This window comes from Sediminivirga luteola (genome assembly GCF_014639315.1).
Lineage (GTDB): Bacteria > Actinomycetota > Actinomycetes > Actinomycetales > Brevibacteriaceae > Sediminivirga > Sediminivirga luteola.
In genome coordinates this window covers 92,041-116,579 of record NZ_BMFY01000011.1, presented here as the reverse complement: position 1 = coordinate 116,579, position 24,539 = coordinate 92,041, and the positions used below count along the sequence as shown (strand labels likewise).

Below are 24,539 nucleotides of genomic sequence, written 5' to 3'. Positions count from 1 at the left end.
CTTTCTCCGGTGCCACTGCGTTCAGCCGCCGGGCAGACCGGCGTGGCACGGCGAGTCCGTCATAGCGCGGCGGTGAACAGGATCACACGCCTTCCGCGTCTCACATAGCTTAGGCTTTCCTATTGTTCCGCACTTCCTCGTTCCGGAAAGGACCTCATGCGTACCCGACTCACCAGCGCCCTCGGTGCCGCCGCCCTTGCTTCCCTCCTCCTGGCCGCCTGCGGCGGTGCGCAGGACCAGGATGCGCAGCGGCAGGACCAGGCCGGAACGGCGGCGGGCGCCGCCGGCCAGGCGGACCCCGAACTGCCTGCGGGTTGGCAGTACGTCGCCGGCGAGGCCGACTTCGACGCGCTCACTGCCGATCCGGCGCTGCCGGTCACCGTGACCGACGGCACCGGCACGGAGGTCGAGGTCACCGATGTCTCCCGGATCATCGTCGCCGGTGACGGCATCGCCTCCACGCTCGGGGCGCTCGGCCTCGCCGATCATATCCACGCCGCCCCGGAGGAGAGCACCTCCCCGGAGGGTCTCGCCGCGCCGGAGCACTTCCGCTTCAACCGCGACACCGGCACCGAGGGCCTGCTGGCCATGGACGGCACGCTCTTCATCGGCGACAACACGGCCCGCCACGGCGACGTCGCCCAGCAGTTCCGCGACGCCGGCACCGCCGCCGTCGTCGTGGACGACCAGCAGTCCCAGCTGGACAAGCTGCGCGCCGTGGCCGAGTACATCGGCGATGCCGCGGCGGGCGAGGAACTGGTCGCCGCCGTCGAGGCGGATCTGCAGGAAGCCCGGGACATCGCCGCCGCCTCACAGGGTGAGGACCTCCGGGTCATCCAGGTCACCGCCACCGGAGCGGGCGGGCAGAACTCAGTGGCGGGCACGGGCGTGCCGGGCACGGAGCTGATCGAGGAACTGGGATACACCAGCGTCGGCGTGGAGTCCGGTCTGCGGGGCTTCTCCCGCGAGTTCTCCAACGAGGGAATCCTGGCCGCCGAGCCGGACCTGATCCTGCTAGCGGAGTCTGACTACGAGCGCTGGGGCGGCGAAGATGGCCTGTGGGAGGCCTTCCCGACCCTCCAGCAGACCCCCGCCGGGGAAGAACACCGCGTGTTCGTCATGCCCGATGCGCAGCTCCGCTACTCCAGCCCTGATCTGGGTGCGGGCGCCAAAGCCCTCGCCGAGGCCGTCGCGCAGCTTTCGTGACCACGAAGGCAGGGGCGGACCCGGTCGCGCAGGAGGAGACCTCGCACGCCGCCCGGGTGCGCCGCGCGCCGCTGCTGCTGTGCCTGATCGTCGGTGGCGCCCTGCTGCTGGCGGTGATGTTCCTGGCGGTGTCGATCGGTCCCCTGAGGGTGCCGCTGGCGGAGGTCTGGCAGATCATGGCCGGTCGCGCAGGCCTGGCGGACGCCTCTCATCTGAGCCAGCGTGACACCTCGGTGGTCTGGCAGCTGCGGGTCCCGCGCGTGGTCCTGGGGGTGATGGTGGGTTCGGCGCTGGCGATCTCCGGAGCGGCCCTGCAGAGCCTGTTCACCAACCCGCTGGCGGACCCGGGAATCATCGGCGTCACGGGCGGGGCATCCGCCGGCGCGGTCGGCGCCATCGTCCTGGCCGGATCGGCGGGCGGGCTCGCCGGGCAGTGGATCGTCCCCCTGGGCGCCTTCGCCGCCGGTCTCGGCGTCACCGCGCTCATCTACGCCCTGGCCCGCCCCGGACGTGCCACCGGCACCGCGCGCATGCTCCTGGTCGGCATCGCGGTGGGCTCTGCCTGCCAGGCGCTCACCGGCTTCTTCACCTACATCGCCGATGACTCCCAGCTGCAGACCCTGGTGTTCTGGCAGATGGGCTCGCTGGGCAAGGTCACCTGGCCGCAGGTGGTGGCGGCGGCACCGGTCTACCTGCTCGGTCTGCTGGTGCTGATGCGACGCTCACGGGATCTGGACGTGCTCACGCTGGGCGAACGCCAGGCGCAGCACCTGGGCCTGAACGTGCGGCGCAGCCGTGGCACCGTCATCGTGGCCACCGCGCTGCTCACCGGCTCGGCAGTGGCCTTCGCCGGGAGCATCGGCTTCATCGGGCTGGTGGTCCCGCATATCGTGCGGCTGATCGTCGGTCCCGGGCACCGGGCCCTGCTGCCGGTCTCTGCCCTGGCCGGCGCGGTGCTGATCGTCGCGGCGGATTCGGCGGCCCGGACCCTGAACCCGCCCTCCGAGATCCCGATCGGGCTGTTCACCGCGGCGGTCGGGGCGCCGTTCTTCCTATACCTGATCGTCCGGGAGAAGAGGAGGGTGTGGTGAGGCCGGTGACCGTCCGGGCCGAGGCCGCCGAGTACCGCGTGGCCGGGCGCGCGCTGGTCCAGGATGTCTCCTTCGCGCTGGAACCGGGGACGCTGACTGCCCTGGTCGGCCCCAATGGCGCGGGGAAGTCCACCATGCTCGGGCTGCTGGCGGGGGACCTGGAGCCCAGCGGGGGCGGCGTGCTGATCGGTGACCGGCCGGCGGCCCAGTGGCCCGCCAAGCCGCTGGCGCGGCTGCGCGCCGTCATGCTGCAGCAGCACAGCGCGCACTTCGGCTTCTCCGTCCGGGAGACCGTCGCGATGGGCCGGCTGCCGCATGACGTTGACGAAGCCGCCGACGAGGAGATCGTCGAGGCTGCCCTGACCGCGGGTGAGCTGGGGAACCTGCGGGACCGGGACGTCACCACGCTCTCCGGCGGGGAGGCCGCGCGCGTGGCATTCGCCCGGACCGCGGTCCAGACCACCCCGGTGATCCTGCTGGACGAACCGACCGCCGCGCTGGACCTGCGGCACCAGGAACTGCTGCTGCGCACGGCGCAGGCTCGCCGGGACCTGGGCGCCACCGTCGTGGTGGTCCTGCACGATCTGAACCTGGCCGCGCGTTACGCCGACCGCGTGCTCATGTTCTCCAGCTCCAGGCTGGCGGCCGACGGCGCTCCGGCGGACGTGCTGACGGCCGATCGTATCCTTCAGGTCTACGGGCAGCAGGTCCACCTGCTACGGCATCCAGGATCGGGCGCGCCCCTCGTGGTGCCGGCCGACTGAGCCAGGCAGCCGGCAGCGCCGCCGGGCCCGGTGACCGCGTGGCGAGACGGTGGCTCAAGCGGTTGGCCTCCGCGTTGAGCGCACCCGTAAGATGTCAGGGTGAGCCTTTCGATCGATCCCGTCTTCCATAGCGCCGATGCCGCTTCGCCCCGTATCGAGGACCATCACGGCCTCGACCGCTGGCGCGAGCTCGCCCCGAAGCAGCAGCCGACGTATCTGGACGAGGCCGAGGTCGAGCGGGTGCGGTCGGAGCTCTCCAGCGTGCCTCCGCTGATCTTCGCCGGGGAAGCCGATCTGCTCAAGAAGCGCATCGCCGACGCCAGCCGCGGCGAGGCGTTCCTGCTGGCCGGGGGCGACTGCGCCGAGACCTTCGCCGACGCCACGGCGGACAAGATCCGCAACCGCGTCCGCACCGTGCTGCAGATGGCCGCGGTGCTGACCTACGGGGCGTCGATGCCGGTGGTGAAGATGGGCCGCATGGCCGGCCAGTTCGCCAAGCCGCGCTCCAGCGACGAGGAGACCCGTGACGGCGTGACCCTGCCGTCCTACCGCGGTGACATCGTCAACGAGCACGCCTTCACGCCCGAGGCGCGTGCCCACGACCCGCGGCGCCTGCTGCAGGCCTACCATGTCTCGTCGTCCACCCTGAACCTCATCCGTGCCTTCACGCAGGGCGGCTTCGCGGATCTGCGCCTGGTGCACGAGTGGAACCGCGGCTTCCTGGCGAACAACCCGAACTACCACCGGTACGAGCAGCTGGCCAAGGAGATCGACCGCGCGCTGAAGTTCATGGATGCCTGCGGCGTCGACTTCGAGGCGCTGCGCTCCGTGGAGTTCTTCGCCGCGCACGAGGCGCTGCTGCTGGAGTACGAGCGTGCGCTGACCCGCATCGACTCCCGTACCGGCAAGCCCTACGACGTTTCCGGCCACTACCTGTGGATCGGCGAGCGCACCCGCGACATCGACGGCGCGCACGTGGACTTCCTTTCCCGGGTGTCCAACCCCATCGGCATCAAGCTCGGCCCCAACGCGGATCCGGACACGGTGCTGCGGCTGGCGGAGAAGCTGGACCCGGAAGGGGAGCCGGGCCGGCTGTCCTTCATCACCCGCATGGGCGCCGGAGTCATCCGTGACCGCCTGCCCGAGCTGCTGCGCACGGTGGCACCCCAGCTGCCGCATGTGGCCTGGGTGTGCGATCCGATGCACGGCAACACCATCACCTCGGCGACGGGCTACAAGACCCGCCGGTTCGAGGACGTCATGGACGAAGTGACGGGCTTCTTCGAATCCCATCGCGAGGCCGGCACCGTCCCGGCCGGCTTGCATGTGGAGCTCACCGGTGACGATGTCACCGAGGTCCTCGGCGGCAGCAACGAGATCGACGAGGAAGGCCTGCGCCGCCGGTACCTCACCCTGGTCGATCCCCGGCTGAATCACGATCAGTCCCTGGAGATGGCTTTCCTGGTCGCCGAGCAGCTCTCCGCCGGCAGCTGAGCCGGGCGCCCGCGCCGGCCGCCCGGTGAGGGCCGGCGCGGCGTGGAAGCCTCTGGCTGGCCGCCGGACCGCGGGCTCGCACGTCACCGGTGCCGGGCGCGATGCCAGGGTGCGGCCGTGACGCCGCAGCACCGTCTACGGTGCGGTTCTGACACCAGGGGCTAGAGTGCTCTGGCGGGATGGAACCTGATGCGACGCACCGGCTCGGGAGCCGCGCTCAGGTGCACGGTCAAGCGCGCCGGTGGCACGTGGGCAATGACAGCGATGCCTGGTTCGCCTCTAGTCCTCGCCCTCGTCGTCTCCGCCGTCGTCCTCCGGCTGGGCCATCGGGCCCTTGGAGACCTTGAGCATGATCAGATCGCCCTCGTGCCGCTCGGCGCCTTCGCCGGGTGTCTGCGAGACCACGCGCCCGGCGGGCACGTCCTGGTCGAAGACATCCTCCCGGGCCACCAGGAAGCCCAGACGGCTCAGCTGGGAGGCCGCGGCCTCGTAGCTCAGGCCTCGGACATAGGGCACGGAGATGGGTTCCACACCCTGGGACACGACCACGTCCACCCCGGCGCCGGCACGCAGCTCGGTGCCCGGCTCCTCGCTCTGTCTGATGAGGACGTCCTGGGCGACGGAATCGCTGTACTCCTCGTTCACCTCGCCCAGGGACAGGCCGGCCTCCTCCAGGGCGGTGCGCGCCTCGTCCACGCTCATGCCGGTGACCTCCGGCACCTGGAACAGCTCCGGTCCGAGCGAGGTGATCAGCGTGACCGCGTCACCGCGGCGAAGTTCGGTGCCCCCTGCCGGGATGGTGTCCAGGACCAGGCCCTCGGGCACCTCATCGTGGTGCGCGGTGCTGGTGGAGACCTCGAAGCCCATGCTCTCCAGCTGCTCGGCGGCCGCGGCGCCTTCCGTTCCGGCCAGGTTGTCCGGGACGGTGCGCATGGCCAGCGGACCGGCGGCGAAAGCCCACACGGCGATGACGACCGCCACGACCAGGAGCGCGAGCACGCCCAGCCCGGCGGCGCGCCGGCCCTTCACAGATGCCAGCAGCCCGCCCGTCCGGCGGGGAGAGCCCTCGCTCTCGCTGCGTGCCGCGGGCGTCGCGGCGCCGGCACCTGCCTCAGCCTTCCCGGCGCCCGCCCGGGGTGAGTTCTTCCCGCCGGCGCCCTTCCCGGTTGCCGCAGGCGAGGTTCTCCCGCCGCCGGCGGCAGAGGCTTTCCCGGCAGCGCCGCCAGCGGAAGCCTTCGTTCTGGCCGCACCGGCAGCGGTGTCGTCCGTGTCCGCCGTGCGCGCCCGGTCGGCGTCCTCCGCCCGGCTCTCAGTTGTGTGTTCCTTCGCCGGGGGTGAGGCGTCACCGGTGTGCGTCCGGGGCTCTTCGCCGCCGGCGGGATCGGGGGTTTCGGCGGAGCCACGGGCGTCCGCGTCCGCCGGACCTGCCGGTCCTCCGGTCCGTCCGGCGCCGGTACGTTCTGCGTCAGCCGAGCCCGCGCCCGTCCCTGGGCCGCCGACATCGGCGGCCTCGTCCGCAGCACCGGTCGTCGCCGCCGTGCTCACCGCTGCAGCCGCAGCACCCGTCGCCGCGCTCGCCTGGCCGATCCGCGTGGTCGGAGCGTCGGCCGGGCGTTTCCGGCGCAGGAACCCACGGCGGCGCGGCGCAGACGGGGCTTCCTCAGCGCGCTCGCTCCCGGCGTGGGTGGCGGCTGCTGAGTCCCCGGGGGTTCCGGCCTCGCGGGCGGGCGCGTCGTGCTGCTCGCCGGCCGCGGCGGAGACGAACTCCTCCAGGTCCTCCGAGTGCACCGGACCGAGCCCTCGCAGATCGTCCCGGTCGAGCGGGCGCATATCGAGTTCGGCGTCGCTCAGCTCGGAACGGACCTGGTGGAGCCGCATCCGCAGCTCCTCCGCATCGGCCGGGCGGTCCTGACGCTTGCGCTGCGTAGCCCATACCACCAGCTCGTCCAGTCCGGCCGGCAGCTCGGGCAGCTCCTCCGAGGGCTTGGGCACGGAATCGTGCACATGCCGGTAGGCCACCTGGATGGGCATGTCGTCCGTATACGGCGGGTGCCCGGTGAGCATCTCGTAGAAGACGATGCCCACGGTGTACAGATCGGTCCGGGCGTCGGTCTCCGAGCGGGTCACCAGTTCCGGGGCCACATAGCCGACGGTGCCGATGAGCGTCTTCGTGGTGGTCGAGGAACTCACGGCCCTCGCCAGGCCGAAGTCCGCGAGTTTGATCTGGCCGTTGTCTCCCAGCAGGATGTTGTCCGGCTTCAGATCGCGGTGGATGATCCCGCTGCGGTGCACGGTCTGCAGCGCCGAGAGGATCGCGTCGATGATGATGATGGCCTCGCGCGGGGTCAGCCGGCCCTCACGCCGCAGCCGGTCCCGCAGCGTCTCCGAGCGCACGTACTCCATGACGAGGTAGACGGCGTCCTCGTCGCGGCCCTGATCGTGCACGGCCACCAGATTCGGGTGGGAGAGTTTCGCGGCATGCAGGGCCTCGCTGCGGAACCGCATCACGAAACCCTCATCAGAGGTCAGATGCGGGTGCATCACCTTGATGGCGACGCTGCGGTCCAGCCGCATGTCCACGCCGCGATACACCATCGCCATGCCGCCGCGGGCGATCTGCTCGATCACCAGGTAGCGGTCATCGAGCACATGCCCGATGAGCTGATCCTTCACGGCCGTCATGATCCGCCCCCGAAGCGCTGCTTGAGCGACTGGACGTTGTTCACGTACCGGCGGGTATCGCTGTAGAGGCCGTTCTGCCGTACCGAGGCCAGTCCCTGGTAATAGCCGCCGATGGCCTGCTTCTCCGAGTCCGCGCTGGCCAGGAGCTGCCGCAGGATCGCCACGCCGGCGGTGATGTTGTCCTGCGGGTCGAGCAGATCCAGCTGGCGGCCGACGAGCCCGGAGGCCCAGCGTCCGGAGCTCGGGATCACCTGCATGACCCCCACGGCGTTGGCGGGGGAGACGGCGGCCATGTTGAATCCCGATTCCTGCTGGGCCACGGCCATCGCCAGAGCCGGATCGATCCCCATGTCCTGAGCCGTCTGGCGGACCAGCTGCTTGGCCTGGTCGCGGCTGGGGAGATCCATCGAGAGCAGGATCTTCTTGTTCACCCGGGCGGCGTGGACCACCTCGTCCGGGTAGGTCCGGCCGGCGAACTCCTTCGGGATATAGGGCAGGTCCTCGTCGTCACTCGCCGCTTCCCGGTCGGAGGTGGCGCCGGTACCGGTGAGCTTGAGGATCTCGCCCTGCCGGATCACAGTGGAATCGCCCATCGCATTGGCCTTCTGCAGGGCCTCCACCGTCGTGTTGTACTTCAGTGCGATTCCCAGCAGCGTGTCACCGGGCTTCACCCGGTGCGTCGCCCCCTGCGCCGGTTCTCCAGCACCGCCTGCGGCGGCTTCGCTGCGTGGGATCGAAACGATCTGACCCGGTTGCAGCACGGCGTCTGCGGAGAGCTCGTTGAGTTCGAGCAGCTTGCGTACCGTGGTGCCGTGCTTCTTGGCGATGCTGAACAACGAGTCCCCGGACTTGACCTTGTAGGCCTCTCCGCCGGAGGCGGCGACGGTCTGCGTGCCAGGCTCAACGCCCCGCGTCCAGCCGCTCGCCTGCGGGGCGTGGGCGGAGTCGGCGGCCGGTTCGCCCGGATCCGTCTGGTGGACGTCGCCCACCTGCCCCCGGACGTCCGGGCCGTCCTGGTGACCCTGCGCGTGCGCGGGCGTCTGGCTGAGCAGGGCTGCGACCATGAGCGGTGCCGACGCCATCGCGGCCGCCGAACGGCCCGCCGGGCGCGGGCCCCGCGTGTCCTCGGGCTTGTCTTCGCTCATAGTCCTTATGCCGTCCTTTGCCGTCCCGAGTCGAGGAAGTTGTGTCTGTCGGGCACGACCAGACTATCCACGCGGGCCCCTGCAACCCCTGATTTGCGCCGGAGTGTCCCATCTGCCTCTCCCGGCATGGCGCATACCGCCTTCGGCGTCGAGCGCAGACCGGCGCGGACCCGATGCCCGGCGACGGGTGCGGACGGGAGCCGGTGCGCCGGGTGCGGGGGCCGCTATCCGTGGCGGGCGGTAGGCTTGATGACTGTGGAGAACACTGAACATCTTGGAAGCACCGACAACGCGGGGGGAGCGGCCTCGCAGGCCCGGGACGCCGCCCAGGCGGCGGGCCAGACCGGAAGCGGGATAGCGGGACTGCATGCCCTGGTCGGGGAGTGGCTGACTCTGCCGGATGCCGCCGAGCAGCTCGACGTGGGCATCTCGAAACTGCGCCGGCTGGTCGAGGAACGGCATCTCCTGGCACTGCGCGTCGGCGAGCCGCCGGTGCTGCGCACGCCGGCCGCGTTCATCAAGGACGGCTCGCTGATCTCCAGCCTGCGCGGCACCGTCATCGTGCTGCAGGACGCCGGCTACAGCGATGAGGAAGCCATCGAATGGCTCTTCACCCCGGACGAGAGCCTGCCGGGCCGTCCCATCGACCAGCTCCGGGAGGGCCGCAAGGCCGAGGTCCGTCGCCGGGCCCAGGCACTCGGTTTCTGAGCGAGCCCGCTGCAGGCTTCGCCTTGTTCGAGTGCAGGCGCTGCTTCTCCGGGTTCAGGCGCTGCGGTGCGCGATCGCCCCGGCGATGTCCAGCAGGGCGGTGACCGCATCCTCCGGCACGCCGAACCCGGTCAGATCCTGGGCCCGCTGCGTTGCTTGCCGGTAGCGCGCGGAGATCTCGTCTTCGGTCCGGGCAAGAGCCCCGGTCTGGCGCAGCACCTCGCGCAGCTGGTCCACCTCATCGTCGCGGAGGTCGGGGGCGCCGATGCGTGCCAGCGCCCGGGCGGCGTGTTCGGTCGCGGCATCCGTGACCGCGGCGAGCGCGTGGGCCAGCAGCACCGTGCGCTTGCCCTCGCGCAGATCGTCGCCGGCCGGCTTACCGGTGACGTCCGGATCCCCGAAGACCCCCAGGACGTCGTCGCGCAGCTGAAACGCCTGCCCCAAGGGCAGGCCGAACGCGGAGACCGCCGACAGGAGCGCCTCATCGGCGCCGCCGAGGGCTGCCCCCAGCAGCAGCGGCTGCTCCACCGAGTACTTCGCGGACTTGTAGGTCAGCACATCCCAGGCCTCGGCGCGCAGAGCGGCCGGATCGAGGCGGTCCCGCCGGGCCGCCTGGATCCTCATGTCCAGGTACTGGCCGGCCATCACCTCGGTGCGCATGGCGTTCCGCTGCCGCGCCACCGCCGGCGCATGGGTGCGGGGCAGGCCGGAACCGGAGAACAGCTCCTCGTGCCAGCCCAGGCACAGATCTCCGATGATGATGCCGGCCGCGCGGCCGAACTCGGCACCGTCGCCATCCAGTCCCTCCGCGGCGTGCCGCGCGGCGAAATCCGCGTGCACCGCCGGCAGGCCCCGCCGGGTGAGGGAATTGTCGATGATGTCGTCGTGGATCAGGGCAGCCGCCTGCAGCAGTTCCAGGGAGGCGGCGGCACGGGCAAGACCGTCCGCCTCCGTCGCCCCGGCACCCGGCAGCTCGCCGCCGGCGGCCCGGGCCAGCTCGTATCCCCACCAGCACAGCACCGCGCGGATGCGCTTGCCCCGCCGGAGCATCGGCGTCACGGCCTCCACCAGGACGCCGGTGCCGGAGCCGATGCCGGCCAGATCGTCCCGGCGCGCGGCGAGGAACTCCTCCAGGACTTCCGTCACGGCGCCCGCGATCAGTTCCCGGTCGCTGAGCGTGCCGGTCACTCCTGCTCGTCGCCTTCGGCGTCGGCGCCCTCGGCCTCGCCGCCGTTCTCACCGCCGGCGTCGTCGCCCTGCCCGTCCTCCTGTTCTTCGGCCCCGTCGCCCTCGTCCTCCGGGTTCACGTTGCCGGAGACGGTGAGGAGGCCGCCTTCGTCGGTCTCGGCGTAGGAGACGAACACCAGCTCGGTGCCCCCGCCGCGCTCGAAATCGATGATGTGGGTGCCGTCCTCCTCGTGCTCCTGCAGCACGCCGAAGCCGATCTCCTCCAGATGGGAGCGGTAGAAGTCCCACACCGCCTCGCGGTCGTCCTCCGTGGCGGCGCGGAGCATGAAGCTCAGCTGGTCGCCGGCCTCCTCGACCGAAGAGTACTGCACCTCGGAGCCGGGGTACTCCGGCGCGATGTGCTCGGGGAAGGCGGCCAGATCGTCCGGATCCTGCGTCGCCTCTGCCGTGGGCGGTGCCGTCCCCTCGGGTTCCTCCGTGCCCTCGGAGCCGCCGCCGGTGCAGCCGGAGAAGACCAGGGTGAGCGCGAGAGCGGCACCCGCCGCGGATGGCCATGCGGTGGTTCGGATCATGCTCCCCAGGGTACCGGGCTGCGGTGGCGTCCTGCATGTCCGTCATATCTGCCGTGCCTGCTGTCCGTGCGGCCTCCTATGCTTGGGAACGTGAGCAGGAAGCAGCTGGACCGGGCCAGCGGCGGATTCGGGGATCTGGGCGCCGACGATACGGGCTGCCATGTCATCCACGTGGACATGGACGCCTTCTTCGCCTCGGTGGAGCTGCTCACCCGTCCGGAACTGCGCGGGCGGCCTGTGATCGTCGGCGGCCGGGACAACCGCGGAGTGGTGGTCTCGGCGACCTACGAGGCGCGGGAATACGGCGTGCACGCGGCGATGCCGATGGCGCAGGCGGTCCGCCAGTGCCCGCACGCCGTCGTCATCCCACCCAGCCGGGGCGAGTACGGCCGCTATTCGGCGCAGGTGATGGAGGTCCTGGAATCGGTCACGGACCGGGTGGCCAAAGTCAGCATCGACGAGGCCTTCCTGGACGTCTCCGGCAGCCGCCTGCGGTTGGGCAGCCCGGCACGCATCGCCCGGCTGATCAAGGACGAGGTGCTGCGGCGGACCCGCCTGCACTGCTCCCTGGGCGTGGCCTCGAATATGCTCCTGGCCAAGCTGGCCTCCACCCACTCCAAACCCGACGGCCTGCTGGTGGTGCCCGCGGCCAAGGGCGCCGAGTTCGTCCAGCGGCTCCCGGTGCAGGCGCTTCCCGGGGTGGGGCCCAGCATGCAGGCGAGGCTGGCACGTTATGCCATCAGCACGGTGCGGGACCTGGCCGAGCTCGGACCCGAGCGGCTGCAGAGCATGTTCGGCAGCCACGGTCTCGCCCTCGCCGAGCAGGCGCACGGACGGGACGCCCGGCGCGTGCGGAACGAGCGCCCGGAGAAGTCGATCAGCGCCGAGCACACCTACTTCGACCCGCTCTACCGGGAACAGGACGTCTCGCGGGAACTGCTCCGCCTCAGCGACAAGGTCGCCTGGCGGTTGCGCCGGGCCGGCCTGGTCGCAGGCGGACTCGGACTCAAGCTGCGGCGGCCGGACTTCCGCACCCTCAGCCGCTCCGTCACCCTCACCGCTCCGACCGACATCGGGCAGGAGATCCACGCCGCGCTGCTCCCGGCCGCTGAGGCGCTCGGCTCGGCACCGGGAGTCCGGCTGCTGGGCGTACGCGCCGCCGGGCTGCTGGAAGCTGCCACCGCGGGCCGTCAGGCGGCTCTCGACGAACGGCCGCGTGCCCGCCGGGAGGCGGAGCAGGCACTGGACGCCGTGCGGGACCGCTTCGGAGAAGGGTCGATCAGCGCGGCGGCGCTGCTGGCGAAAGGAACCCAGGGGCGCCCGGAACCGCGCCCCGAAGAGCACTGAGAAGAGCACGGAAAAGGCCGTCGGGGAGAGCGCCGGAAAGGTCGCCGTGAGCATCCCCGAGAAGATCGCTGAATCCCGCCTGTGAACTGGGGGAGCGGTTTCCCTGGGACGGGGCTTGACGGCTATGATGGGAGTCCACCACTTTCGCGAAGGCGCGTAGCCCCAGCGCACGAGAGCCGAAGGAGACGCCATGCCACTCTCCGAGCACGAGCAGAAGCTCCTCGACGAGCTCGAAAAGCAACTGGCCAGCGAAGATCCCCGGTTTGCGAAGAACATCAACCCCGAACCCGTCGCCGGGCTCTCCGCCCGGCGCGTGGTGCTGGGAATACTGACGATGATCGCCGGCGCCGTCCTCGCCGTTCTCGCCATCTCCTTCGCCGCCAGCTCCGGCCCCCTCGCCATCGCGCTGGGCGTGGCCGGCTTCGGCGTCATGGTGGCCGGCGGCCTGCTGGCCTTCTCGCCGGGCAAGGGACGCTCCGGCGGCTCCGCCTCGCCGCTGGGCGGGTCCGGGCGCAGCACCTCGCCGGGAGGCGGTTCCGGTGGCGGTGCCAACGGGAAGAACTTCATGCAGAAGATGGAAGACCGCTGGGAGCGCCGCCGCAACGAAGGCGGCCGCTGATTCCCTGATCCCTCGCCGGCGGGCAGGCCGATCCCTCGCCGGGCGACTCGGCCGAGATGGCGTTCGACCGCGGCTATCGCCTGGTGTCCAGCTTCCGGCTGGTCTCTCACCCGGCGGCCAATCCCGTTTCCGCTCCTTCGCCGGTGGAGGCACGTCTCGGCATGGGACGGTGGACCCTTCGCGGGAAGGCTCGTTCCTTCGCGGGAGGGCGCCGTACGGACCTGACTGATGCAGCGCGATGATCATCCGCTCTGACGGCCACCGTGAACGTCAGGGGGCGAGCCGGACCGGGCGCGGCTGAGCCGGTCACGTTCCCCATCTCCGCCATGAGACGATGCTGCGAAAAGTGGTCCGCCAGCGGCACTGCCGGGGCTGCGGCAGTGGACACGGTGGCACGGGATCAGGACGCGCAGGGGCTTCAGCAACCGGCGGACTCCACTCACTCGAACGCCGCAGGCAAGTTCCGCGGCGTTTCCTTATGCCTGCGCCACCGCTGCGCACATCTCATGATCCAGCCGGCCCCGGACGGCCGCCTGCCGGGGGTTAAAGGCCAAAAAGTGTGTCTGGCTCACGCGTGTCGACCGGGCTCGGCCTCCCCATCCTTTCCGGCCGTCTTCCGGGCTGGACGCGGTGCCGGGTTGACTCGAACCGGCCCTGCCTGGCCGTCTGCCGCGGGCGGCGCAACATGCCGTGGCAGTACACCTAGCTACGGGCCCGGCGGGCTCGCCCTGCGCGCGCCGCGCCGTGGTGCTTCGTAGCGAAAGCGGCGTGGCCGCGTAGCGCGGACGGCGTGCCGCCGCCAGCCGGCGCCGCGGGCTGTTACCGGCGCCGCCAGAGGCTACGCGGCAGCAGCGCGGCCAGTACCCGTCGCACCGGACCGGACTCAGCGCGCAGCAGGCGGCGGACATCGCCGAGAGCGCGAACCAGCTCGCGGCGTTCCCCGGCGTCCACCGACGGCTGCGGGGACGCGGCGGACGCCGGGGATGCGTCGCGGCGCCCATGCCGGCGCGGTGCAGGTTCGTCCCCGGCCACCGCGCCGGCTTCCGACCCGGCTCCCACGAGCGCATAACGGCTGCGTTCGGCGGCGCCGGCCAGTACCGCGGCGGAGACGAAGCCCTCCGGGAGTGCCCGCTCTTGCCGTTCCTGGAGCAGTTCGCCCTTGCGCCGCAGGGTGTCCGCCGGATCGAGCGGCCTCCCGGCGTCCAGGGAGAGGTCCTCCACCTCCGACCACAGGCCGCGGGGATCGCCATCGGACAGGCGCCGGTTTCGCCGTGAACGACGCAGCCACCAGGGCAGTGCCGCCAGCAACAGCGCGAGCAGGCCGCCGCCGATGCCAAGGATCGCCCGCGGTGCCGCGGCCGGTTCCTGCGGGAGCGGGAAGGCGCCGGGGTCGTCGGCGGCGGGATCCTCCTCCGGCGCCTCGGTCTGCTCGTCTTCCGGTTCCGGCGCGGCCGTTTCCGGGGTCTCCTCCTCACCGGCGCCTTCTTCGGCCGGCTCCTCGGGCATCTCGGTGGGCAGCGACCACTCGGGCGCGTTGTTCACATCCGCCGGGCTCGGCTCGAACCGCACCCAGCCCACGCCCTCGAAGTACAGCTCCGGCCAGGCATGCGCGTTGTGCAGCGTCACCGCCCGCTGACCGTCACCGACATCGGAACCGGCGGTGAAGCCCACCGCGATCCGGCCGGGAATGCCCAGGTGCCTGGCCATCACGGTCATCGCGGAGGCGAACTGCACGCAGTAGCCCGTGCGCTGTTCCAGGAAGTCCGCAATGGCGTCGTTTGAGGCCTCGTCCGGGGCGTCCAGGGAGTAGGTGTATTCGCCTGAGCGGAAATGCGCCTGCAGGGCGACAGCACGGTCGTAGTCGGTGTCCGCCGCGGCCGTGACCTCCTCGGCGAGGTCCCCGACGGAGCCGGGCAGGTCGTCGGGCAGCGCGAGGTAGTCCGCCATCGCCGCGCGGTCCGGCGGCGGTGCCGTGCGCAGCTGCCCCGGCGTGGGCTCGACCTCCAGATACTCCAGCGTGTACTGCAGATCCGTGGTGCGCACGCCGTTTCCGACGATGCTGAAACTGCGCTCGTCGTAGATCCAGCGGCGGGAGAGCCCTTCGGCGCGGACCGGCGGATACGGCGCGGGCAGGTACTCCTGGTCCAGGCCGGTCACGGCGACCTGCAGCTCCTCCGTCATCCGGGGCGTGTCCGGGTCGAGGCCGGGTGGCTGGGGAAGGCCGTCCTCGGCGACCGCGAACGGGTCGAGCGGGAACGGCGAGGGCTGCCAGGTCTCCCCGTCGAACTCGGCCACGGCGGTCAGCCGCAACGGCTCGTTCGACTCGGAGGTCGTGGTGTACCGGAGCACCTCCTGGTCTTCGTCGCGGTCCAGATTGTCGCGCAGATTCAGGAAGGGGTTCACCACCGTCAGATCGCTGCGGCCCGAACCGATGTCCTGCCGGGTTTCCGCCGGCGGCAGCAGGAGCGGGGCCGCCAGCGACGCGGCCAGGCCGGCCGCCGCGGCGACCGCCACGGCCACGGGCAGCCCGCCCCGCAGCTGTTCCAGATGCGGCACGGCCAGCAGTACCAGATAGCTCAGGCCGATCAGCACGATGTGGTACCAGCGCAGTTCGTTCGGGGCCAGGAGCACCGGGATGAAGTAGATGACCAGCAGGAGCAGCCCGGCGGGCTTGGGCGCGTGCAGATCTGAGACGAGCCCGTCGATCAGCACCGCGACCAGTGCGAACAGCGCCATGATGAGCGCGGTCAGCCCCGACGTGGAGGCGGCCGGCGCCTGGGTGGCGTAGAGGTCGTCGATGCCGGAGTTCAGCGCGTCCAGGACGCCCGGGAACGATGCCGGTGTCGGCAGGACGCCGCCGATCGCCGTGGCAGGGGAGGCGAGGGCGGCTACGCCGAGCACGCCGGCGATCGTCTGGGCCACGACGGCCAGTCCCGTGCGGCGCAGCGCGGGCACGGCACGGAAGACGGCGCCGACCGCGAGCACGAGGAGCGCCGCGCCGAGCACGGGTGGCATCCAGCGCAGGTCGGCGAAGGCCGCCTGCAAGGCGAAGGCCGCCAGCACCAGGGAGACGGCGGTGGCGAGGGAACCGGCGAGGGGCCGCGGCGCGCTCATCCGGCCGCCTCGTGCTGCAGGCTGCGCCAGCGCGCCGGGAGCGTCATCGGCATCCGGAAGATGGCCCGGCGCAGCGAGTCGGCGGGCGTGGTGACCTCGTTGGCGGCCAGGACGACCGCCCGCACCCGGTGCCGGCGCGGGACGAGGTCCATCAGTGCCTGGTCCCGGGAGCCGCAGCAGACGACGAGTTGCGAGGGCCGGGGTTGTGAGGCCGGCCAGCGCGGCAGCGACTCGTCCTCCCGCCACTCCAGCTGGGCGGACAGGCGGCGCAGCCGGGACATGCTCTGCTGCCCGTGCAGGGTGACCGGCGCGGCGCGGGGGCGCAGCACGGTGACCTCGTAGCCTCGCCGCAGGAAGGCCGCCGCCGCGGAGGTCAGTCCCAGCGCCATCGTCTCGAACGCCTCCTCACCGTGATAGGCGGAGGCGCGCAGATCGGCCACCAGGACCGCCGAGAGCACATGCTCCTCGGATTCGTTGCGCACCATGAGCTCGCCCATCCGCGCGGTCGTGGTCCAGTGCACGAAGCGCAGATCGTCTCCGGGGACGTACTCCCGGGCGTGGAAGTCCCTCGTGGCGTTGCCCACCGAGAGCCGGCTGGATTCCTCCAGCGCATGGGACGACGATGTGTGGCCCGGCAGGTGCATGGGGGAGACGGCCGCTGAGACGGCGACTTCGGCCGTCTGCTCGGGCTGGCTGCGCCGCCGTGCCGCTCCGGTCTGCTCGAGGCGCCGCGTGATGCGGCACAGGGTGAAGGGGCCGAAGATCGTCAGGGTGCCCCCGCCGAGCTGGTACACGCCGCGCAGTTCAGGAGTCACCTGGTGGGAGATGCGCCGGCTGCGGCCCGGGGCGATGCGCGGCAGCCGGGTGCTCACATCGGCGCCGAAGGCTGGGGAGAGATCCAGCTGGAGCCGTTCGCCCTGGGTGGGCAGCAGATGCCGGTTGACGACGAGCAGCTCGACCTCCAGGGGGCGCCCGACCTCCGCGATGCGCTGCCCGCCCAGTTCGGGGGCGTGCACCCGGAAGGAGACCTGCAGCGCCCGCGCGCTCAGGCCTGCCAGGAGCAGGGAGAGCACCGGCAGGGCGGCGACGAGCGCCCCGACCGGCAGCAGCCCGGGCAGCGCGGCGAGGTACGCCGCGGCGATCAGCCCGCCGCCGGCGACCAGGAACGCCCAGCCGGAGAAGGTCAGCCGCATCAGGCGATCACCGGCACCGCCGCGAGGATACGCCGCAGCGCCTCCGCGGCGTGCTCCACGGTGCCCTCCTCACGCGGGATCAGCCGGTGAGCCAGGATGCTGACCGCCAGCTGCTGGACATCGTCCGGGCTGGCGTACTCGCGTCCGTCCAGCGCGGCGTTCGCCTTGGCCGCCCGCAGCAGGTGCAGGCTGGCGCGGGGAGAGGCGCCCAGGGAGAACTCGGCCGACTCGCGGGTGGCCTCGACCAGCCGCACGATGTAACCGCGCAGCTCAGGGCTGGCGTGCACGCGGCGCACCGTCTCGATGGCCGCGGCGATGTGCTCGGGCCCGCAGACCGGCTCCAGTTCGCTCAGGGGGTCGCGGGCGCCGTGGTGGTCGAGCATCTCGACCTCGGCCGACCGGGCGGGGTAGCCGAGGGACACCCGCGCCATGAAGCGGTCCCGCTGGGCTTCCGGGAGGGCGAAAGTGCCCTCCATGTCCACGGGGTTCTGCGTCGCCACGACCATGAACGGATGCGGCATGCGGTGCGTGGTGCCGTCGATGCTGATCTGGGCCTCGGCCATGCACTCCAGCATCGCCGACTGGGTCTTGGGCGAGGCCCGGTTGATCTCGTCACCGATCACCACGTTCGCGAAGACCGGGCCGGGGCGGAACTCGAAGTGCCGGGACTCCTGGTTGAAGAGGTTCACGCCGACGACATCGGCGGGCAGCAGATCCGGGGTGAACTGGATGCGCCGCACGCTCCCGCCCAGGACCCGGCCCAGCGCCTTGGCCAGCAGGGTCTTGCCGACCCCCGGCACGTCTTCGATCAGCAGGTGGCCCTGCGCCAGCAGGACGACCCAGGCGAGGCGGACAGCCTGGGGCTTGCCGTCGATCACGCGGTTCATGGCGCCGATGCCGGCCTGGGCCAGGGAGATCACATCGTGGGTGTGCATGCCCCCATTCTTCCCTGCCGCGGCGGGGGCGCTCCACTTGCCTCCCCGCACCCCACTTCGCTCCCCGTGCCCCACTTCCCTCCAATCCCTCCCAGCCAGGACCGTTTCAGCGCGGCGGGGAGGGCGGTGGAGGGGCGGAAACGGCCGCATCGACCACCGGAAATCCCGTGAATCCGGGGCGTAAGCCACCGGTGACACCGATGCCGCCGCACCGGGCGTGTCAAAAACCTCCACTTTGCACCACCGGTTTGATCTGCGAGTTTTCTCACTGGTGGGCTCACATGGAGCAAAACAGGACGCTTGGTGGGGGAAAGTGGAGTATGGTGGTGGCTGTCGGAGCCGCATGGTTTCGCGAGCGGGGGTGAGACACCGATGTTCTTGGGGACGCACTATCAGCGCCTCGACGACAAAGGCCGGCTCATCCTGCCCGCGAAATTCCGCGAAGAACTCAAGGACGGCCTAGTGCTGACCCGGGGGCAGGAGCACTGTCTCACCCTCTTCTCCCTCGGGGAGTTCGAAGCCGTCCACGAGGAGATGCGCAAGGCGCCGATGACGAAGAAAGAGGCACGCGACTACCTCCGCGTCTTCTTGTCCGGAGCCGCTTCGGAGACGCCGGACAAGCAAGGGCGGATCACCGTCCCGCAGATCCTGCGCCGCTATGCCGGGCTGGACCGTGACATCGCGGTCATCGGCATGGGGAACCGCGCGGAGATCTGGGACGCACCGACCTGGGAGAGGTACCTCTCCGAGACCGAAGGAGGCTTCGCCGAACGTGATGACGAAGTGATCCCGGGCATCCTCTGATCGCCCGAGATCCCCGGCCGCGCAGGTGGTTTTGGGACTCTTCCCCGGTTCCAAAGCCCAGTGGTCCTGACACACTTCCCCGGTGCCAGGGCCGCTGAAGCCCATGACGCGCTACCCGCGCGGCCGGGGTTCTGGGGCGATCAGCTCCGGGCCGGGACAGCGAGTCCGGCCCGGACGGCGGACTGAGCGGGTCCGGGCGGGATAGGCGGCCAGAACGCATGACCGCCGACGAGCAGCGAAGGTGAGGTGAGACACATGAGCGAGGACCGGGGCGGCAACGGCACGCATGGCGGGCACCGCCGGCACGGCACGCGTGACGAGCACGCCAGCGAGGCCGCCGGCAAGCATGTCCCCGTGCTGCTGGAGCGCTGCGTCTCCCTCCTGGGCGATGGCGTGGAGGCTGCGCGCCGGGCCGGCCGCACCCCCGTCGTCGTGGACGCGACGCTCGGCATGGGCGGGCACGCCGAGGCCGCCCTGGACCGCTACCCCGACATCCACCTGGTCGGCCTCGACCGGGACCGCGAGGCCCTCGCACTCGCCGGCGACCGGCTCGCCGGCCACACGGCGCGGATCGACCTGGTGCACGCCGTCTACGACGAGCTGCCCGAGGTGCTGGACGACCTCGGCCTCGGCCGCGCCGATGCGGAGCTCTTCGACCTGGGGGTCTCCTCGCTGCAGCTCGACGAACCGGAGCGGGGCTTCTCCTACGCCCGCGACACCGCGCTCGACATGCGCATGAACGGCGGCCAGGACGGCGACGGCCTCACCGCCGCCGAGGTGCTGAACACCTACAGCGAAGCCGAGCTGACTCGCATCCTGCGCGATTACGGCGAGGAGCGGCATGCGCGGCGGATCGCCGCCGTGATCGTGGCCGACCGGCGGGACCGCCCCTGGGAGACCTCCGGTCAGCTGGCTGGCATGCTCCAGCGCGTCCTGCCCGAGAGCAAGCACGGCGGGCATCCCGCCAAACGCACCTTCCAGGCGCTGCGCATCGAGGTCAACCGCGAGCTGGACGTCCTCGAGCGCGCGATCCCGGCCGGGCTCGGCGCCCTGACCCTCGGCGGCGTCCAGGTCGTGATGGCGTACCACTCGCTGGAGGACCGCATCGTCAAACGCGCCCACGCCCAGGGCACCCAGGTGCAGGCGCCCCCGGGACTGCCGGTCGTGCCAGAGCACATGCAGCCGTGGCTCGAACCGCTGCTGCCGGGAGCGGAGAAAGCCCCGGTGGAAGAGATCGAGCAGAACCCCCGGGCCGCCAGCGTGCGGCTGCGGGCAGTCCGTAAGACCAGGGAGAAGGAGGGACGCCGATGAGCGATCTGGCCAGGGTGCTCGCTCCCGCCCGCCGCCGGGCCGGTGGTGCCGCACCGGCGCCCGCCAGGCGCCGGCTCTCCCTGATCGAGCCGCTGCCCGCCCGCCGCCGGCTGCCCTTCGGCGCCGGCCTGGGCGGCCTGCTGCTGCTGGCGGTCGTCGGGCTCCTCATGCTGACGATCCATATCTCCGAGAAGAGCTTCGAGCTCCGGGCCCTGGAGCAGGAACTCGACGCGCTGAACGTCGAGCGCGCGTACCTGGAGGAAGATCTGGCTTACCGGTCGAGCCCGCAGAACGTCGCCAAGGCGGCGGAGGAGCTCGGCATGCAGGTGGACCAGAACCCGATCTACATCGACCTGGAGACCGGCCGGATGAGCGAGCCGGACCCGCAGAACACGGTTCCGGCCACCCCGGGCGAGCCCGTCCCGGGTCCGCGCGCGGACATTCGCGAGGACAAGCGGCCGGACCTGCGCACCTCGCAGCGTCAGGAGATCGTCGAGAGCCAGCCGGACCCGCTGCCGGACGACCCGCCGGGCGAGGAGATCGTGCCTCCGCAGCAGCGTGAGATCGACGCGCCCCAGCAGCGGGAGCCCCGAGAGGAGACCGGAGGCGGCGAGGGGGACGGCGGCACGCCATGACACCTTCGCGCCCGCGCGGCGGCACCGCCGGTACAGTCGGCACTGTGGCCCGCGCTCAGAAGGACCGTCGAACGCCGAACGGCGGGAACGCACGGCAGCCCCGGCCGGGAGCCTCCAGCACCCGGCGCCAGGGCACCCGGACGCAGAACACCGGCCGGACGGCGAACGTCTCCCGCGCCCAGAGCGCGGGGCAGGCACCCGGTTCCGCGCGACGCCGGGACGCCGGGACGGCGCGCGAACCCCGGAAGGCCGCGCCGAAACGCCGGTCGCCGGGGACGCGCCCGCCGCAGGAACCGCCCGCCCCGCCGCGCCGGTTCGCCCCGCGGGTGGGCGAGCCGCGCCGCCGCCTGTGGTGGATGGCGGCCGCCAGCATCGCCATCCTGGCTCTGCTGGTGGGACAGCTCGTCCGGATCCAGGGACTGGACACCATGGCCCTGGCCCAGCGTGCCCTCGAAGAGCGGCTGCGCACCGTGACCCTGCCGGCCGAGCGCGGCCGGATCCTGGCCGCCGACGGCACGGTGCTGGCTGAGTCGGTGGACCGCTACCGCATCGTCGCCGATCCGGTGAACGTGGCCGGATACCGGGACGAGGACGGGGAGATCACCGGCGCCCGGGGCGCAGCCGAGGCGCTGGCGCCCGTGCTGGAGACGACGCCGGAGACCCTGCTGCCGATGCTCGAGCGCGACGGCCGCTACTCCGTGCTGGCCCGGGGAGTCACCTCGCAGGTCTGGGACGCCGTGCGCGAACTCGGCGTGGTCGGCATCACCAGCGAGAAGTACCAGGTCCGCAGCTACCCGGCCGGAGCGGTCGCCGGCAATATGGTCGGCTACTACAACCAGGAGGGCACGCCGCTGGCCGGCCTGGAGATCGCCTACGACGAACTGCTCACCGGCACCGACGGCACCCAGCAGTACGAGCGGGCCCAGAACGGCCAGCTCATCCCGCTCGGCGACTCGAACACCCAGCCGCCCGTCGACGGAGCCTCCATCCAGACCACCATCGACCCGAACATCCAGCTCTACGCGCAGCAGCAGGCCGCCGCGACGGTACGGGAGCACCGGGCCGAATGGGCCACCGTGATCGTCAACGAGGTCAAGAGCGGCCGGATCCTGGCCGCCGCGGAGGCGCCCTACCTGGATCCGAACAACCCCGCCGCCAGCCCGGACGCCGATCTGTCCTCCCGCATCTTCGAGGCCAGCGTCGAGCCGGGCTCGACCGCCAAGATCGTCACCGCCGCCGCGCTCCTGGAAGAGGACCTGGTCACCCCGCTGACCGAGTACGATGTGGCCGACCGCTGGGAAGCCCCCAACGGCGAGCGGTTCCGCGACTCCAGCGACCACCCGGAAGAACGGCTGACCTTCGCCGGCATCATGATGGACTCCTCCAACACCGGCACCCTGCAGGCCGGCCAGCAGCTGACCACGCAGCAGCGCTACGACTACCTGCGCGCGTTCGGCTTCGGGCAGCCCTCCGGCATCGGCTTCCCCGGTGAGACCGCAGGCATCCTGCACACCCCCGAGGACTGGGACGGCCGCACCGCCTACGCCGTCATGTTCGGCCAGGGCATGACCGCGACCAGCCTGCAGAACGCCAACGCGATGACGACGCTGGTCGGCGACGGCGTGCACCGGGACCTGCGGCTGGTGGACAGCGAGGTCGCCCCCGACGGCACGACCACGTCGCTGCCGCGCGACGAGGGCACCCGGGTGGTCGGCCAGGACACCGTCGAGGAGATGCGCAAGATCCTCGAAGGCGTGGTGGAGGAGGGCACCGGTCGCAGCGCCAGGATCCCGGGCTACCGGGTCGGCGGCAAGACCGGCACCGCCCAGGCCCCATCCGAGACCGGGGGCTACGACGGCTACACCGCGACCTTCATCGGCGCCGCTCCCATCGACGACCCGGAGATCGTCGTCTCGGTGATCGTCCAGCGGCCGCAGAAGAACTTCTACGGCGGTCAGGCCGCCGCGCCGCTGTTCCAGCAGGTGATGGCCTACAGCCTGCGCAGCCTGGGCATCTCGCCCTCGGAGGGCGAACCGGACATCTACCCGCGTGAGGGCCGCAGCGCCAGCCAGGAGACCGACGCCGAGGAGCCCGGCGGCACCGGTACTGAGAACCAAGGCGGCGACGGCGCCGGCGCCGGCGACACCGAGGAGCCCGGGAACACCACATCGACCGACAGCACAGGGGGAGGCGGACAGTGAGGCCCACGCTCGAGGAGATCCGCGCGAACCTCGGCGGCACCGCCGCCGGGACGGGCGACTGGGACGCCCGGCCCGCCTCTGTAGCCCAGGACTCCAGGCTCGCCGGCGAGGGCAGTCTCTACGCGGCGCTGCCGGGCAGCCGGTTCCACGGCATCGACTTCCTGGAGCAGGTTCTCGGCTCTGGCGCTCTCGCCGTCCTGACCGACGCCGAGGGCCTGCGCCGCGCCGAGGAACGAGGACTGGCACGGGTGCCCGTCATCGTGGTGGACTCGCCGCGCGCCGTCGTCGGCGGCATCGCCCGGGACGTCTACGGCACCGATCCGGACCGGCCGCGCCTGGCCGGGATCACCGGGACCAATGGCAAGACCTCCACGGCGTACTTGCTGGACGGACTGCTGCGCGCCCTGGGGGAGACCACCGGGCTGATCGGCACCGTGGCCACCCGCATCGGCGACGAGGAGGCCGGCAGCGTCCGCACCACGCCCGAGGCCGCCGAACTCCACGCCCTGATGCGGCGGATGCGCGAGGCCGGCGTGACCTCCTGCAGCATGGAGGTCTCCTCCCACGCCCTGGCCCAGCACCGCGTCGACGGGCTGCGCTACCGGGCCGTGGCGTTCACCAACCTCAGCCAGGACCACCTGGACTTCCACCCGGACATGGAGGACTACTTCCAGGCCAAGGCGATGCTGTTCGCCCCGGAACGGGCGGACCGCGGGGTCGTGGTGATCGACGACGCCTGGGGGCAGCGGCTGGCACGCGAGGCCCGGATCCCCGTGGTGACCCTCAGCGCGGAGGCAGAGGCGCCGGACGCAGGCACCCGGGCCGACTACCGGGTCGAGGCCGATCCGGGCGACCCGCAGGGATTCACCCTGCACGGCGCCCAGGGCAGCTGGGCGGCGCGCTCGCCGCTGCCGGGGGCCTTCAACCTCGTCAACACCGCCACCGCCATGCTCCTGGCCCGGGACCTCGGTTTCGGCTGGGACCGGATCGTCGCGGCCGCCGCCCGGCTCGACGTGGTGGTGCCCGGCCGCATGGAGAAAGTCTGGGACCAGCCGCTGGCGCTGGTGGACTACTCCCATACGCCCGATGCGATCGGCAAGGCGCTCGGCTCGCTGGGCGAAGCCGGCCGGCCGCTCGTGATCGTCCTGGGCGCCGGCGGCGAACGGGACCCGGGCAAACGGCCCGGCATGGGCGAGGCCGCCACGCGCGGCGCGGATGTGGTGATCGTCACCGACGACAACCCTCGCTCGGAGGATCCCGCGGCCATCCGCGCCTCCGTCCTCGGCGGCGCCCGCGGCGTGCCCGAGGCCCAGCGACGGGCCCAGCGGATCGAGGAGATCGTCCCCCGTGAGGCCGCAATCGACGCGGCGCTGCAGGCCGCCGGGCGGCACGGCACCGTGCTCGTGGCCGGCAAGGGACATGAGCACGGCCAGGACCTCGGGGACCGCGTGGTGCCCTTCGACGACCGGACCGAGACCCGTCGTGCCGCGGCACGACGCTACCCGCCGAGACGGTAAAGTTCGGGGTTGT

The 24,539-nt window shown here is 71.7% G+C and carries 19 protein-coding genes; 12 read left to right on the top strand and 7 right to left on the bottom strand.

Annotated elements, in window-relative coordinates; genetic code table 11:
* Nucleotides 1-156: 156 nt before the first annotated feature.
* The 4 genes from IEW13_RS12595 to IEW13_RS12580 all read left to right on the top strand — a co-directional run bounded on the left by IEW13_RS12595 (nucleotide 157) and on the right by IEW13_RS12580 (nucleotide 4,555).
* Complete coding sequence (locus tag IEW13_RS12595) at nucleotides 157-1,206, top strand: heme/hemin ABC transporter substrate-binding protein (protein ID WP_188551268.1); 1,050 nt, start codon at nucleotides 157-159, stop codon at nucleotides 1,204-1,206.
* Nucleotides 1,203-2,297 (top strand): FecCD family ABC transporter permease, encoded by a 1,095-nt coding sequence (locus tag IEW13_RS12590; RefSeq protein WP_229745140.1) that lies wholly within the window; start codon nucleotides 1,203-1,205, stop codon nucleotides 2,295-2,297. Before IEW13_RS12595 ends, IEW13_RS12590 begins: the two co-directional genes overlap by 4 nt.
* Nucleotides 2,294-3,061, top strand: coding sequence for a heme ABC transporter ATP-binding protein (locus IEW13_RS12585; protein WP_229745139.1), 768 nt, complete (start codon nucleotides 2,294-2,296; stop codon nucleotides 3,059-3,061). The genes IEW13_RS12590 and IEW13_RS12585 overlap by 4 nt, the downstream gene beginning before the upstream one ends.
* A 111-nt stretch (nucleotides 3,062-3,172) precedes the next feature.
* Nucleotides 3,173-4,555, top strand: a complete 1,383-nt coding sequence (locus tag IEW13_RS12580; protein WP_373283577.1) for a class II 3-deoxy-7-phosphoheptulonate synthase — start codon at nucleotides 3,173-3,175, stop codon at nucleotides 4,553-4,555.
* 279 nt (nucleotides 4,556-4,834) lie between these two features.
* On the opposite strand, the gene IEW13_RS12575 is transcribed toward IEW13_RS12580, so the two are convergent.
* Entirely contained in the window at nucleotides 4,835-7,237 is a 2,403-nt protein-coding gene (locus IEW13_RS12575; protein WP_188551266.1) for a protein kinase domain-containing protein, read from the bottom strand.
* Complete coding sequence (locus IEW13_RS12570) at nucleotides 7,234-8,382, bottom strand: LysM peptidoglycan-binding domain-containing protein (RefSeq protein ID WP_188551265.1); 1,149 nt, start codon at nucleotides 8,380-8,382, stop codon at nucleotides 7,234-7,236. The genes IEW13_RS12575 and IEW13_RS12570 overlap by 4 nt, the downstream gene beginning before the upstream one ends.
* 354 nt (nucleotides 8,383-8,736) lie before the next feature.
* On the opposite strand from IEW13_RS12570, the gene IEW13_RS12565 reads away from it, so the two are divergent.
* Nucleotides 8,737-9,090, top strand: a complete 354-nt coding sequence (locus IEW13_RS12565) for an Rv2175c family DNA-binding protein (RefSeq protein WP_229745150.1) — start codon at nucleotides 8,737-8,739, stop codon at nucleotides 9,088-9,090.
* 54 nt (nucleotides 9,091-9,144) lie between these two features.
* On the opposite strand, the gene IEW13_RS12560 is transcribed toward IEW13_RS12565, so the two are convergent.
* Nucleotides 9,145-10,278 (bottom strand): polyprenyl synthetase family protein, encoded by a 1,134-nt coding sequence (locus tag IEW13_RS12560; RefSeq protein WP_229745138.1) that lies wholly within the window; start codon nucleotides 10,276-10,278, stop codon nucleotides 9,145-9,147.
* Nucleotides 10,275-10,850 (bottom strand): hypothetical protein, encoded by a 576-nt coding sequence (locus IEW13_RS12555; RefSeq protein WP_188551263.1) that lies wholly within the window; start codon nucleotides 10,848-10,850, stop codon nucleotides 10,275-10,277. The genes IEW13_RS12560 and IEW13_RS12555 overlap by 4 nt, the downstream gene beginning before the upstream one ends.
* A gap of 90 nt (nucleotides 10,851-10,940) precedes the next feature.
* On the opposite strand from IEW13_RS12555, the gene dinB reads away from it, so the two are divergent.
* Both dinB and IEW13_RS12545 read left to right on the top strand, forming a co-directional pair.
* Nucleotides 10,941-12,197: a DNA polymerase IV gene (gene dinB / locus IEW13_RS12550; protein WP_229745137.1), complete on the top strand. Its 1,257-nt coding sequence runs from the start codon at nucleotides 10,941-10,943 to the stop codon at nucleotides 12,195-12,197.
* A gap of 190 nt (nucleotides 12,198-12,387) precedes the next feature.
* A complete protein-coding gene (locus IEW13_RS12545; RefSeq protein WP_188551261.1) occupies nucleotides 12,388-12,816 on the top strand; it encodes an SCO2097 family morphological protein in 429 nt (142 codons plus the stop codon).
* An 819-nt stretch (nucleotides 12,817-13,635) separates the two neighbouring features.
* On the opposite strand, the gene IEW13_RS12540 is transcribed toward IEW13_RS12545, so the two are convergent.
* Genes IEW13_RS12540 through IEW13_RS12530 form a run of 3 tightly spaced genes read right to left on the bottom strand, consistent with a single transcriptional unit; the run spans nucleotide 13,636 to nucleotide 18,058 of the window.
* Nucleotides 13,636-15,930 carry a transglutaminase TgpA family protein gene (locus IEW13_RS12540; RefSeq protein WP_188551260.1) on the bottom strand — a complete coding sequence of 765 codons (2,295 nt, stop codon included), beginning with the start codon at nucleotides 15,928-15,930 and terminating at the stop codon, nucleotides 13,636-13,638.
* Nucleotides 15,927-17,123 (bottom strand): DUF58 domain-containing protein, encoded by a 1,197-nt coding sequence (locus IEW13_RS12535; protein WP_188551259.1) that lies wholly within the window; start codon nucleotides 17,121-17,123, stop codon nucleotides 15,927-15,929. Before IEW13_RS12535 ends, IEW13_RS12540 begins: the two co-directional genes overlap by 4 nt.
* Nucleotides 17,123-18,058, bottom strand: a complete 936-nt coding sequence (locus tag IEW13_RS12530; RefSeq protein ID WP_188551258.1) for an AAA family ATPase — start codon at nucleotides 18,056-18,058, stop codon at nucleotides 17,123-17,125. Before IEW13_RS12530 ends, IEW13_RS12535 begins: the two co-directional genes overlap by 1 nt.
* A gap of 372 nt (nucleotides 18,059-18,430) precedes the next feature.
* Between IEW13_RS12530 and mraZ the strand changes: the two genes are divergently transcribed.
* From mraZ to IEW13_RS12505, 5 genes are all read left to right on the top strand, one after another.
* Complete coding sequence (gene mraZ, locus IEW13_RS12525) at nucleotides 18,431-18,862, top strand: division/cell wall cluster transcriptional repressor MraZ (protein ID WP_188551257.1); 432 nt, start codon at nucleotides 18,431-18,433, stop codon at nucleotides 18,860-18,862.
* A 255-nt stretch (nucleotides 18,863-19,117) separates the two neighbouring features.
* Nucleotides 19,118-20,173, top strand: a complete 1,056-nt coding sequence (gene rsmH / locus IEW13_RS12520; RefSeq protein WP_188551256.1) for a 16S rRNA (cytosine(1402)-N(4))-methyltransferase RsmH — start codon at nucleotides 19,118-19,120, stop codon at nucleotides 20,171-20,173.
* Nucleotides 20,170-20,808 carry a cell division protein FtsL gene (gene ftsL / locus IEW13_RS12515; RefSeq protein WP_188551255.1) on the top strand — a complete coding sequence of 213 codons (639 nt, stop codon included), beginning with the start codon at nucleotides 20,170-20,172 and terminating at the stop codon, nucleotides 20,806-20,808. Before rsmH ends, ftsL begins: the two co-directional genes overlap by 4 nt.
* 44 nt (nucleotides 20,809-20,852) lie before the next feature.
* Nucleotides 20,853-23,009: a peptidoglycan D,D-transpeptidase FtsI family protein gene (locus IEW13_RS12510; RefSeq protein ID WP_229745136.1), complete on the top strand. Its 2,157-nt coding sequence runs from the start codon at nucleotides 20,853-20,855 to the stop codon at nucleotides 23,007-23,009.
* The gene (locus IEW13_RS12505; RefSeq protein WP_188551254.1) at nucleotides 23,006-24,526 is read left to right on the top strand and encodes a UDP-N-acetylmuramoyl-L-alanyl-D-glutamate--2,6-diaminopimelate ligase; all 1,521 of its coding nucleotides are present in this window, start codon (nucleotides 23,006-23,008) and stop codon (nucleotides 24,524-24,526) included. The genes IEW13_RS12510 and IEW13_RS12505 overlap by 4 nt, the downstream gene beginning before the upstream one ends.
* Nucleotides 24,527-24,539: the final 13 nt, after the last annotated feature.